This window comes from Urbifossiella limnaea, assembly GCF_007747215.1.
Taxonomy (GTDB): Bacteria; Planctomycetota; Planctomycetia; order Gemmatales; family Gemmataceae; genus Urbifossiella; species Urbifossiella limnaea.
Genome location: NZ_CP036273.1, coordinates 2,984,784 through 2,997,630, shown reverse-complemented (window position 1 = coordinate 2,997,630; position 12,847 = coordinate 2,984,784). Strand labels below are relative to the sequence as shown.

The following is a 12,847-nucleotide window of genomic DNA, read 5'->3' as shown; positions in this document are numbered from 1 at the left end:
CGGCCGCGTTCCTATACTGAGGGAATTCCCTCCCCGCCGGTGGAAGCCGCGCCGATGACCACCCAACGCACGCAACCGCTGCCGAAGCCCAAGACCCTGATGGGCGTGCGGGTGGTCGGCACCGGGAAGTACGTCCCGGACATGGTCGTCAGCAACAGCCACCTCCACGCCCGGCTCGGGTTCGACTCGGACTGGATCGTCAAGCGGACGGGCATCCTCGAGCGCCGCCACGCCGCCCCGCACCAGGCCACGTCCGACCTGTGCGTCGCGGCCGCGACCGACCTGTTCGCCAAGACTGGCAGAACGGCCGCCGACTGCGACCTGCTCGTTCTCGGCACGTTCACCCCGGACATGTCGTTCCCCTCGACCGCGTGCCTCGTCCAGGACCGGCTCGGGCTGATCGGCCCGGCGATCGAGGTGGAGGCGGCGTGCGCCGGTTTCATGTACGCACTCATCACCGCGGCCGCCTACGTGAAGGCCGGCGTGAGCGACCGGGCGCTCGTGATCGGTGGTGACACCAACAGCCGCGTGCTGAACCCCGACGACATCAAGACGTACCCGCTGTTCGGCGACGGGGCCGGGGCGGTGTTCGTGGAACCCGGCCGCCCGGATCAGGGCATCCTGGCCTACAGCATGGGCGCCGACGGCTCCGGCGGCCCGCTCCTGCAGCGCGAGAGCGGCGGCAGCCGCCTGCCGCCGACGCCCGAGGACATCAAGGCCGGCAAGCACTTCATGTACATGGACGGCCGGGCGGTGTTCCGCTGGGCGGTGGACATCCTGTGCGACACGATCGAGGACGTGCTAAAGGCCGCGGGGCTGACGACCGCGGACGTGAACCTGTACGTGGCGCACCAGGCGAACATCCGCATCATCAACGCCGCGATCGACGTGCTGAACATCCCGCGGAGCAAGGTCTTCAACAACCTGGAGAAGTACGGCAACACGTCGGCCGGGAGCATCCCGATTGCCCTGGACGAGGCCGCCGCCGAGGGCCGCGTGAAGGAGGGCGACATCGTGCTGCTGAGCGGCTTCGGCGCCGGCCTGGCGTGGGGCACCGCGGTGTTGCGGTGGTGACATCGGGAGTCGGTCGGCCATGTCGCTTCACCCCGAAGCCGACGCACTGCTGCAGGCGTTCCTCGACTGCCCCACGGACGAGACGCCGCGCCTTGTCCTCGCCGACTGGCTCGACGACTCCGGCCTCCCCGAGAACGCCGCCTGGGCCGCCTTCATCCGCGCCCGGTGTCAGGCGGCCCGTCTGCCCGCAGCCGACGCCGAACGAACCGCCTTGCTTCACACCGCCGACCGCCACGCCGCGGCGATTACCGTCCGCCTGACCGTACCCGCCGAGAGCTTCGCCCGCGGGCCGGCCGCGTTCCTCGACCTATTGCCCACCGACCTCCTCACCGTCTCCCTCGACGGCTTCGTCCTCCCGCCCGAGTTGCTCGAAGTCGTCCCCGAGTCCGTTGCCCGCTACAACCGCGTCGTGTCGCTGTCGCCGTGGGGCGAACAACTGTACCTCGCAGCAGCCGACCCCACAGACCCAGACCTGCGCCAGCGGCTCGAATTCATTCTCAACCGGGCGATCGTGTTCCTCCGCACCCCGCCCGACGAACTCGACCGCGCCGTCGACGCGAGTTACCCGCTGTGGGAGGTCGATTCGGTGACGGAGGAGTTACTCGTCTACCCCGACCCGCCCGTCAGCCGGGTGACGGACGCCGAGCGCGAGCAAACGACGACGGCGTTCGTGAACCTCGTGTTACTCGAAGCAGTGCGGCGCGGGGCGACGTGGATCGAGATTCGACCCGAGTCTGCCGTCGCTGCCCGCGTCTGGTTCCGGGTGGAGAACGACTGGCACGGCCGCGATACGATCAACCGGGCGCGGCTCACGGACGTGACCGGCCGATTGGCCGAGATCGGCGGCCTTACCGCCAGCGATGACGGCACCTACCCCGGTTCGGGCGGGCTGGCGATCGTCGCCGACGGCACACCGGCCCGCTTCTCGGTCGTCATCGAGCTCACGCCCTTCGGCTACTGGGTCGGGATCGAGCGGCTGCGCGAACCCGTAGTTGCCGCGGACGGTCCGTAGCACCGCGCCCGCGGGCCCGGTATGTTGCGCGTATGTACGAGCTGTTCGAACACACCGCCGACCTGGGCCTGCGGGCGACCGCGCCCAACATCGACGCGTTGTTCGCCGAGATGGCCGCGTGCCTGTGTGCCGCCATCCTCGAAGACCCGACCAGCGTCCGGCCGACGATCGCTGAGTCGATCGAGATCGCCGGCACAGACCGCGAGTTCCTGCTGTTCGACTGGCTGAAGGAGTTGCTGTACCGCTTCGACGCCGAGCACCAGGTCTTCTCCCGGTTCGAAGTATCGGTGCGGCAGGACGGCCTGACCGCGACCGCGTGGGGCGAACCGCTCGACCCGGAACGGCATCTGCTGAACCACGAGGTGAAGGCGATCACCTACCACGAGTTGTCGGTCGTGCCAACCGACGGCGGCTGGCGGGCCGAGGTGATTGTCGACATCTGATTCCCCCGACTGAGGCACCATGAAGGCTGCGTTCGCCGGCCCGCTGGAGCGGGTCGATTCCTGCTGCTACCGCATTCCCAAGAGCTACCGCGCCGACATGCGCGTGGACGGGCTCATCTTCGCCAACGACGCCCTCATCGAGTCGGTGAAGAAGGACCAGGCGCCCGACCAGGTGGCGAACGTCGCCACGCTCCCCGGCATCCAGGGGGCCAGCCTGGCGATGCCGGACATCCACTGGGGCTACGGGTTCTGTATCGGCGGCGTCTGCGCCACCGACCCGGCCGAGGGCGGCGTCATCTCCCCCGGCGGCGTCGGCTACGACATCAACTGCGGCGTCCGGCTCGTGAAAACGAATCTGTTCTGGGACGACGTGAAGCACCACGTCCGCAGCCTTGTGAAGGGGCTGTTTCACACGATCCCCGCCGGCGCCGGCCGAGGCGGGCGGTACAAGTTCGACGCGGTCGAGACGCGCCGGCTAATGGCCCAGGGGCCGCGGTTCGTCATCGACCGCGACCTCGGCGTGCCGCGCGACCTGACGCACACCGAGGCCGACGGCCTGATCCCCGACGGCGACCCGGATCAGGTGTCGGACCATGCCGTGAAGCGCGGGGCCGAACAGTGCGGCACCCTCGGCAGCGGCAACCACTTCCTCGAAGTCCAGGTCGTGGACTCGGTGTTCGACGCCGACGTGGCGAAGGCGTTCGGGCTGGAGTTGAACCAGGTGTGCGTGATGATCCACAGCGGCAGCCGCGGGCTCGGCTACCAGGTGTGCGACGACGCGCTCGCGGCGTTCCGCAACTGCCCGGCCAAGTACGGCATCACGCTCCCCGACCGGCAGTTGGCCTGCGCACCGGCCGAGTCGCCGGAGGGGAAGAAGTACATCGCCGCGATGCGAGCCGCGGCCAACTACGGGTTCACGAACCGGCAGCTGCTCATGCAGCAAGCCCGCGAGGTGTTCGCGGCCGAGTTCGGCCGCAAGTGGGAAGACCTGGGCATGGAACTCCTCTACGACGTGGCGCACAACATCGCCAAGCTCGAGGAGCACGTCGTGGACGGCAAGCGCAAGCGCGTGTGGGTTCACCGCAAGGGGGCGACGCGGGCGTTCCCGGCGGGCCACCCGGAGCTGCCGGACGTGTACCGGGCCGTCGGCCAACCGGTCATCATCCCCGGCGACATGGGACGGGCCAGCTGGGTGCTCGTCGGGGCCGCGGGGAGCATGGAGCGGACGTTCGGCAGTACCTGCCACGGCGCCGGCCGCGCGATGAGCCGCACCGCGGCGAAGCTGCAGGCCGCTGGCCGTCGCATTGACAAGGAGTTGGAGTCAAAGGGCGTGATCGCCATGGCGTCGAGCCGGATGGGCCTCGCGGAGGAGCAGCCGGCGGCGTACAAGAACGTGGACCACGTCGTGGATGTCGTCCACGAGGCGAACCTGTCGCGGAAGGTAGCCCGGATGCGACCGGTCGGCGTCATCAAGGGATAAGCCGGCTCACGCCGGCCGCTCGCCTGTCGTCTTCACCACCGCCCGAAGCACTTCAGCGACGCTCCAGGCCTGGGCTACGCACCCGCGCGGGGTGTAAGGCGGCTCGGCGTCGAAGATCTCGCTGATCGAGCCGACGCACCCCTCCGACATGTGGTGCCGGAAGCCGTCCAGCAGGGCCGCCGCCCCGCCGCGGTCCTCGGGGTAGGTACGCACCCAGGCGTCCACGAACGGCCCGATGAGCCAGCCCCAGACAGTGCCCTGGTGGTACGCCCCGTCCCGCGCCCGCAGGTCGCCGAAGTATTGCGGCTTGTAGTCCGGGTGCACCGGGGCCAGCGACCGTAGCCCGACCGGCGTCAGCAGTTTGTCGCGGACCACGTTCACGACCGACTTCCACCGTTCCCGCTCCAGCACGGGGTGATCCAGGCTGACGGCGAACACCTGATTCGGCCGGCAGGCCGCGTCGTCGGTACCGTCCGGCTGATCGACCACGTCGTAGAGATACCCACCGGCCGCGTACCAGAAGCGGCGGTTGAAGGACTCACGCGCCTGATCCGCGTGACCGGCCAGCGGTGCCGCGGCGGCGTCGCCCTCTTCCTGCCGCACCCAGGCTTCCAACAACCGCAATGCGTTGTACCACAGGGCGTTGATCTCGACGGCCTTGCCGCGGCGGGGCGTGACGACCCAGTCGCCCATCTTGGCGTCCATCCAGGTCAGCTGGTAGCCCTCCTTCCCCTGACGCAACAGCCCGTCCGCGGGGTCGACGCCGATGCCGTAGTGGGTGCCGCGCAGGTGGTGCGCGACGATGTCCTTGAGCTTCGGCAGCAGAAGTTGCAGCGTGCCGCGGTCGTCGGTCGCCATCAGGTAGCGGTGAAGCGCGTGAAAGTACCACAGCGTGGCGTCGGCGGTGTGGTACAGCCCCTCGCTCCCCTTCTCGGGGAAGAGGTTCGGGATGAGCCCGTCCTTGATGTGCTGGGCGAACGTGCGGAGGATGTAGCCGCCTTCGGCGAACCGGCCGGTGGTCAGCGTCAGCCCTTCGAGGCTGATCATGGTGTCGCGGCCCCAGTCGGTGAACCAGTGGTAGCCGGCGATGACCGAGCGGGCTTCGTCGCCGTGGGCCTTGGCGCGGGCCTCGTCGCCGGTTCGAACCACGGGGGTGAAGATGAACTGATCGGCGGCCAACACCAGTACCGCGGCGAAGCCCGACCGCGCGGCCGGTGCCGCCTGCTCGATCAGGCGGCGCCGGCGGTTTAACTCGTCGTGCAGTGCGACGGCCGGGTCGAATGCTTCGACCGCTTCCCAGGAGTCTGTCGAGAGCACCAGCGTGGCCGGCTGGCCGGGCGTGAGGTCGAGTCGGAACTGCCCCGGCGACCACAGCGCGCCCTCGAAGGCGTAGCCGCGGCTCTCTTCAACGCGGTAGCGGATGTCGTCTGCGTGCTCGCCGCGGGCGGTAAAGCCGGCCCGGCCGCCGCCGTGGACGCGCATCCGCAACGCCGGCCACGGCTCCAAACCGGCCAGCTCGTAGCGGTCACCGACGATCCTCAAGGTACACCCGGTACACGCTTCTTCGGCACTGACCTGATCGTCGTGCCCGCGGAAGTGGACGCACGGCTTCAGCTTTAGCCGCGCCGGGCCGCCGCCCTTCAGGAGCGTGTAGCGGACGAATACGGTGTTGTGCCGGTAGGCAAAGTAGACGCGCTTCTCCAGCTCGAAACCTTCCACTTCGTACTGCCACACCGGCAGGCCGTGCTCCAGACGGAAGTCGGTGAGGTGCTGTACGCCGTGGATTTCGAGCCGCCCTGCCAGCCGCTCCTCGCCGCCGAACGGGATCGTGCGGTAGTCCGGCAGCCGCAGCGACTCGGTGAGGTGGTTCACCATCATCACGCGGCCGAGCGGGGCCGGGTGGGCGGCGATCAGCATCCCGTGGTAGCGGCGCGTGGCGGCGCCGCTCACGGTGCCGGTGGCGTAGCCGCCGAGGCCGTTGGTCACCAGCCACTCGCGCTCCAGCAGCCCGGCCAGCTCGGGTCGCTCGCCGGGCTCCCACGCCGGGGTGCGGACTTCGTCCGTCATCGGGTCACCTATTGCCAGAACCGGGTGCGCTCGTGCTCGCGCCGCTCCTTCGCCAACCGCTCGGCGTACTTGCGGACCGCCTTCAGGTCCGCCGGCGGGAGCGGGTCGGGGGCCATCACCAGCGCCGCCTCGCCGGGGAGCCGCCAGCCGTCGCGGACCTCGGGGTGCGCCGTGCCGGTGCCGCCGTAGGCCGGGTCGTCGCTCGACCACACCACGCGCCACGAATGCCCGACCGGCGGCGCGAGCAGCGGTTCCGGGGCGCGGTCGAGGAACTGGTCGGTGCCGAAGTTCACCAGCAGCAACCGGTCGCCGGCCGCGGCGAAGTAGCGGACCACGAACGCCCGCGGGCCGAGGACGGCACCGTCGACTTTCCGCACGTCGGACGGGCCGAACGCCGCGTCGGTCCGCCGCAGCGTCAGCAGGTCTTTGTGGAGGCGGTAGACATCAGCGTTCGTCTCGCGCTCGGTGTGGTCGAGCCGACAGCGCTTCACCGTCTCGGGCGAATCGGGGTCGGGGAGCCAGCCGGTGAGGTCCGGGCGGTCCATCGAGCGGAACTGGCTCATGAACTGCACGCGACCGGCGCGAATCTTCGGGGCCAACTCGGGCTTGGCGTCGGCGAAATAGTAGAACGGGGCCGACGCCGCGAACTCCTGCCCCATGAACAGCATCGGCGTGCCGGGGAAGAGCAGCAGGCACGCCGTCGCGGCGCGGAGGCGGCCGGGGCTCGTCTGCCGGTGGGCGCGGTGGCCGTGGCCCGAGTTCGCCACCTGGTCGTGGTTCTGCAGGTAGTTCACGACCCGCCACGGGGCCACGTCGAACGTGGGCGTGCCGCGACGGGCCTCCTGCCAGGCGTAGCGCTGGCCCTGGAACAGGAAGCCGTACTTCGCCGCCGACACCAGCTCCTGCGGGCCGCCGGCGTGGTCCGAATAATACGCCTCGGCCCGGCCGGTGAGCGCCACCATGCCGGTGTGATGAAAGTCCTCGTTCCACAGGCCGTCGAGCCCGTACCCACCCTGCTCCGCGGGGCGCACCAGCTTCACGTCCTGCGGCTCGTTCTCGTTGACCACGATCGTCGCCCGACCGCGCGCGGCGAGGCGAACGCGCGCAGCGATATCGGCCAGGATGTGCCGCGGCGAGTCGTCATGAATGCTCTGGCTGGCGTCGATCCGCAGGCCGTCCAGGTGGAACTCGTCGACCCAGTAGCCGGCGTTTGCCGCGACGAACTCGCGGACCCGTTCGCAGTCCAGGCCGTCGAAGTTGAGGCCGTTCCCCCAGTCGCTGACGTGCGTGTCGCTGAAGTACGGGCCGAACTCGGCGAGGTAGCAGCCGTCGGGGCCGAGGTGGTTGTACACCACGTCCAAAATCACCGCGAGGCGGTGTCGGTGGGCGGCATCCACGAACCCGCGAAAGTCGTCTGGAGTGCCGTAAAGTCGGGTCGGGGCGTAGAGGTTTACGCCGTCGTAACCCCAGCCGAAGCGGCCCGGGAAGTCGCCGACGGGCATGACCTCCAGCACCGTGACGCCGAGTTCGGCCAGGTGCGGCAGCTGCTCACTCGCGGCCGCCCAGGTACCGGCGCGGGTGAACGTGCCGACGTGCAACTCGTAGATGACCTGCCCGGCGAGCGAGCGGCCCTTCCAGGCATCGTCGGTCCACGCGAACGCGGCCGGGTTCACGACTTGTGACGGGCCGAACGGGCCGTCCGGCTGGAAGCGCGACACGGGGTCGGGAAACGGCCCGTCGCCGTCAAGCCGGTAGCGATACAGGTCGCCCGCGGCTGCACGGGCGACGACGCCTGTGAAGTACCTGTCCTCCTCGGATCGCAGCAGGTGCTCGCCAACCGCGGCGCCGGACTCCACCACCACCTCGACCCGATTTCGCTTCGGCGCCCAGACGCGGAAGTGGACGCCATTACTGGTCACCTCGGCTCCGACGGCCAGAGGTCTGGCGAGCGATCCGGGCTCGGGCGGCGACGCGTTCATGGGTCAACATTCACGCAAACCCCATGCCCGCGTTCCCGCCGCGCCACAGCCGGGTAAAACAGCTGGATGAAACTCCTGGTGACTAACGACGACGGCATCGACGCCGAGGGAATCGCCGCTCTCCGGGCTGCGGCTCAGACGCTCGGCACGCCCGTCGTCGTCGCCCCGGCCGGGCCGCAGTCCGGTGTCAGTCACGCCGTCACCACCGGCAGCGGCGTCCGCGTCGAAGAGCGCGGCGACGGGCACGCCGTGTTCGGCACTCCGGCCGACTGCGTTCGGGTGGGGCTGCTCCACGTCGTGCCCGACGCGCAGTTCGTACTCTCCGGCGTCAACCACGGCGGCAACCTCGGCGCGGACGTGTACTACTCCGGCACCGTCGCGGCCGTCCGTGAGGCCGTGCTCCACGGGTGGACCGGCGTCGCCCTGTCGCAGTACAAGAAGAAGCACCTCCCCTTCGACTGGCCGCGCACCCAGCGCTGGGCCGCCCGTGTGCTCGCCGAACTGCTGGCGAACCCGTCGCCGCGTGGGGGCTTCTTCAACGTCAACTTCCCGCACCTGAGCCCGAACGAGCCCGACCCCGAGGTGGTGCGCTGCCCGCTCGACCCGCACCCGCTGCCGCTCAGCTACCGGCACGAAGAAACGGGCCTGGTCTACGACGGCAACTACCACCTCCGCGAGCGCCAGCCGGGGGCGGATGTCGAAGTCTGCTTCTCGGGCCACATCGCCGTCACCGAGCTACGACTCTTCTGACTCTCGCACCGCGAGGCGAGCCTTCATTGTGTGTCTCGTACCCCCCCAGGGGGTCACGGCACGCATTGAGTCCGTGACACAAAAGAGCGTTGTGATGTCAATTCCAGCCCGTCGCCACAACCGTCACGCCTGCAAGGGATTACCACGAGTCGCCCTTCCACACTGCCCTCGAACCCTGGCCTGCGTGTGGGAATGATGAGAATCCTTGCGACTGCACCCACCCGAAGCTAATCTTATGTGTGCCCCCCACCCGGTCTCCGTACCGCGTCGCGCTTCGCCCGGAGCTTCCCTGATGGTGCGGTTCGTGGCCGTGGTCGCCGTCGGCACCGCAACGCTCGCCAGCTTCGCCGGCGGGTGGTACGTCGCTGTCGCCGGCCGCAGCGACGCCGCACCCGTGGCCGTCGCCGCGCAACCGCCCGCGCCCGCCGCTCAGCCTAAGGCCATCGTCCCCGTGGCGAAGGACGACCCGGCGTTCAAAGAGAAGGTGCTCCCCTTCCTGAACAAGTACTGCAACGGCTGCCACAACAGCGACAAGGCCGCCGGGGGGCTTGCCCTCGACGGGTACAAGTCGGAAGCCGAGGCCCGCAAGAACCGCAAGGACTGGGGGGCCGTGCAGCACGCCCTCGCGTCCGGCGACATGCCGCCCAAGAAGAAGGAGCAGCCCACCAAGGACGAGCGCGAGTTCGTCATCGGCTGGATCGACTCCGCGCTCACCAAGGTGGACTGCGGCCTGAACCGCGACCCCGGCCGCGTCACGCTCCGGCGGCTCAACCGCGCCGAGTACAACAACACCGTCCGCGACCTGTGTGGCGTCACCGTCCGGCCCGCCGACGACTTCCCCGCCGACGACGTGGGCTACGGCTTCGACAACATCGGCGACGTGCTGTCGTTCCAGCCGATCCTCCTCGAAAAGTACATGACCGCCGCCGAGAAGGTGCTCGCCGCGGCGCTTAACGGCCCGGAGCCGATCAAGAGTTCGAAGCAGTCGTTCCGCCCGCAGCAAGTGCTGACCGTGCCGCGCGACGCTCGCTCGAAGGAGGCCGACGGCAAGGTCAAGATCACGTTCCGCACCGAGGGCTCGGCCTACCTCGAGAAGTTCAACTTCCCCGCCGACGGCGAGTACGTCCTGCGCTTCCGCGGTTGGGGGACCAAACTCGACGGCGAGGCGCCGAAGGTGGTCATCCGCGTGGACGGCAAGGACATCAAGAGCTTCACCGTGGACGCCCCGCCGGGGAAGGCCGTCACCCAGGAGGTGCGCGCGAAGCTGCCGAAGGGCGAAAAGCGGGTGGCGGTCGCCTTCGTGAACGCGAAGGAGGACAGGGAGAAGAAGACGGCCCGCGAGTTCGGCTTCGAGATGCTGGAAGTCGAAGGGCCGATCGGGTACGTCGACCCGAACGTCCCTGCGGGGCAAAAGCTGCTCCTCGTCGCCCGCCCGACCGGCCCCGCCGACGCCCGTGCGGCCGCGGAGAAGGTGCTGACGAACTTCGCCCGCCGCGCCTACCGCCGGCCGGCGACTCCGGAAGAGACGCAGCGCCTGCTGCGGCTCTACGACGCTGCCACGACCCGCGGCGACGCCTGGGACCAGGCCATCCGCCTGCCGATGAAGGCGGTACTGTGCTCCCCGCACTTCCTCTACCGCATTGAGGACGACCCCGAGAACCCCGAGGGCGTCCGCACCCTGAACGACTGGGAGTTCGCCACCCGGCTCAGCTACTTCCTCTGGTCCACGATGCCCGACGAGGAGCTGTTCCGCCTCGCCGGCGCGAACGAATTGCGCAAGCCCGAGGTGCTGGAGGCCCAGGTGCAGCGGATGATCCGCGACCCGAAGGCCAAGGCGCTGTCGGAGAACTTCGCCGGTCAGTGGCTCCAGCTGCGCAACATCCGCACGTTGGCCCCGGACAAGGGGTACTTCCCGAAGTGGGACGAGGCGCTGCGGACCGGCATGATCGGCGAGGCGGAGGCGTTCTTCGAGTACGTCGTGCAGAACGACCGCAGCGCGCTGGAGTTCCTGGACGCCGACTACACGTTCGTGAACGCCCGCATGGCCGAACACTACGGCATCCCCGGCGACTTCGGGAAGATGTTCCGCCGGGTGACGTTGCCCGATTCGCGGCGCGGCGGCATCATCACGATGGCCAGCACGCTGACCGTGACCTCGAACCCGACCCGCACCAGCCCGGTGAAGCGCGGCAAGTGGATTCTTGAGAACATCCTCGGCACCCCGCCGCCGCCGCCGGCTCCGGACGTGCCCGAATTGCCGCCGACGGGTCAGCTCAAGGGGACACTACGGCAGCAGATGGAACAGCACCGCGAGAACCCGAGTTGTGCCGGCTGCCACGCCCGCCTCGACCCGCTCGGCTTCGGCCTCGAAAACTTCGACGGCATCGGCGGCTGGCGGACGCAGGACAACAAGCTGGCCATCGACAGCAGCGGCGTCTTGCCGGACGGCGCGAAGTTCAACGGCCCGGCGGAGCTCCGCAAGGTTCTCGTGGGAAAGAGCGACCAGTTCCGGCGGAACTTTGCCGACAAGCTTTTAACGTTCGCGTTGGGCCGCGGCCTGGAGTACTATGACAAGTGTGCCCTGGACGACATCGTGAACCGCGCCCGGGGCTCGCAAGATCGGTTCTCCGCCTACGTCCTCGCGGTGGTGACCTCGGACCCGTTTCAGAAGCGCAAGGGGAGACGGAGCGAATGAGCAGGCCCATTTCCCGCCGGACCGTCCTCCGCGGCCTCGGCACGGCCGTCGCCTTGCCGTGGCTGGAGTCGCTCGGCTTCGCCCAGGGCACGGCCCAGGCCGTCGCCGCCGCGCCGAAGCGGCTGGCGTTCGTGTACGTGCCGAACGGCGTGAACATGGCCCAGTGGTCGCCAGCCGAGACCGGCACCCTCGGCCGGCTGACGGGGATTCTGGAGCCGCTCAACCCGTTCAAGAGTCACGTCAACGTCATCGGCGGGATGACACTCGACAAGGGCCGGGCCAACGGCGACGGCCCCGGCGACCACGCCCGGGCCATGAGCACGTTCCTCACCGGCCGGCAGCCCCGCAAGACGCACGGGGCCGACATCCGCGTCGGCATGTCCGCCGACCAGCACGTCGCCAACGCGATCGGCGACCAGACGCGCTTCCCCTCGCTGGAGCTCGGCGTCGAGCGCGGCCAGCAGGCCGGCAACTGCGACAGCGGCTACAGCTGCGCCTACTCGTCGAACCTGTCGTGGCGCGGCGAGAGCACGCCGAACGCCAAGGAGACCGACCCGAAAGCCGTCTTCGAGCGACTGTTCGGGGCGGGCGGTGGCGGCGAGCGCGCAGCCGCGCGGGCACGCCGCGACGCCGACGCCGCCAGCATCCTCGACTTCGTTCAGGACGACGCCCGCCGGCTGAACGGTACGCTCGGCCAGGGCGACCGCCGCAAACTCGACGAGTACCTGTCGTCGGTCCGCGAGGTGGAGCAGCGGATCGAGCGGGCGCGGGCCACCGCCAGCGCCCCGCCGCCGCGGCCGAACATGCCGGCGCCGACGGGCACGCCCTCGGACCCGAAGGAGCACATCCGGTTGATGTGTGACCTGATGGTGCTGGCGTTCCAGACGGACACGACGCGGGTGGTGACGCTGCCGTTCGCCAACGACGGGAGCAACCGGCCGTACCGGTTCATCGAGGTGCCGGAGGGGCACCACGACCTGTCGCACCATGGTAGCGACCCGGCGAAGCTGGCGAAGATCGCCAAGATCAACACGTTCCACACCGAGCAGCTGGCCTACCTGCTGGGGAAGATGCAGGCGACGCGCGAGGCGAACGGCTCGACGCTGCTGGACAACGTGATGCTGGTGTACGGCAGCGGCCTCGGCGACGGGAACCGCCACAACCACGACGACCTGCCGATCCTGCTGTGTGGCAAGGGCGGCGGTACGATCCAGGCCGGGCGGCACCTGGTGTTCCCGAAGCGGGCCGACACGCCGCTGATGAACCTGTACCTGGCGCTGTTCCAGCGGATGGGCGTCCCCGCCGCGAGCTTCGGCGACAGCACCGGCGTGCTGAGCATCTGACCGG

General features: G+C 69.4%; 9 protein-coding genes. 7 read left to right on the top strand and 2 right to left on the bottom strand.

From position 1 onward, the window contains the following. The first annotated feature begins 54 nt into the window (after positions 1–54). The 4 genes from ETAA1_RS12140 to ETAA1_RS12125 are packed head-to-tail and all read left to right on the top strand — an operon-like array spanning position 55 to position 4,009. Entirely contained in the window at positions 55–1,074 is a 1,020-nt protein-coding gene (locus ETAA1_RS12140; protein ID WP_238389427.1) for a 3-oxoacyl-ACP synthase III family protein, read from the top strand. 19 nt (positions 1,075–1,093) lie between these two features. Beyond that, positions 1,094–2,086: a GspE/PulE/PilB domain-containing protein gene (locus tag ETAA1_RS12135; RefSeq protein ID WP_145238209.1), complete on the top strand. Its 993-nt coding sequence runs from the start codon at positions 1,094–1,096 to the stop codon at positions 2,084–2,086. Positions 2,087–2,118: 32 nt separating this feature from the next. Next, positions 2,119–2,529 carry an archease gene (locus ETAA1_RS12130; RefSeq protein ID WP_145238206.1) on the top strand — a complete coding sequence of 137 codons (411 nt, stop codon included), beginning with the start codon at positions 2,119–2,121 and terminating at the stop codon, positions 2,527–2,529. A gap of 19 nt (positions 2,530–2,548) precedes the next feature. Then, on the top strand, positions 2,549–4,009 hold the full coding sequence (locus ETAA1_RS12125) for an RtcB family protein (protein ID WP_145238203.1): 1,461 nt from the start codon (positions 2,549–2,551) through the stop codon (positions 4,007–4,009). Between the two features lie 6 nt (positions 4,010–4,015). On the opposite strand, the gene ETAA1_RS12120 is transcribed toward ETAA1_RS12125, so the two are convergent. Next, positions 4,016–6,076 (bottom strand): amylo-alpha-1,6-glucosidase, encoded by a 2,061-nt coding sequence (locus ETAA1_RS12120; RefSeq protein ID WP_145238200.1) that lies wholly within the window; start codon positions 6,074–6,076, stop codon positions 4,016–4,018. An 8-nt stretch (positions 6,077–6,084) separates the two neighbouring features. Then, positions 6,085–8,055, bottom strand: coding sequence for a malto-oligosyltrehalose trehalohydrolase (treZ, locus tag ETAA1_RS12115; protein WP_145238197.1), 1,971 nt, complete (start codon positions 8,053–8,055; stop codon positions 6,085–6,087). Between the two features lie 66 nt (positions 8,056–8,121). Here treZ and surE point away from each other — a divergent pair, with 66 nt between their 5' ends. The 3 genes from surE (at position 8,122) to ETAA1_RS12100 (ending at position 12,843) form a co-directional block, all read left to right on the top strand. After that, positions 8,122–8,805 (top strand): 5'/3'-nucleotidase SurE, encoded by a 684-nt coding sequence (gene surE, locus ETAA1_RS12110; RefSeq protein WP_145238194.1) that lies wholly within the window; start codon positions 8,122–8,124, stop codon positions 8,803–8,805. 292 nt (positions 8,806–9,097) lie between these two features. Continuing rightward, positions 9,098–11,500 (top strand): DUF1592 domain-containing protein, encoded by a 2,403-nt coding sequence (locus ETAA1_RS12105; protein ID WP_238389426.1) that lies wholly within the window; start codon positions 9,098–9,100, stop codon positions 11,498–11,500. Next, positions 11,497–12,843, top strand: a complete 1,347-nt coding sequence (locus ETAA1_RS12100) for a DUF1552 domain-containing protein (protein ID WP_145238191.1) — start codon at positions 11,497–11,499, stop codon at positions 12,841–12,843. The genes ETAA1_RS12105 and ETAA1_RS12100 overlap by 4 nt, the downstream gene beginning before the upstream one ends. The last annotated feature ends 4 nt before the right edge of the window (positions 12,844–12,847 follow it).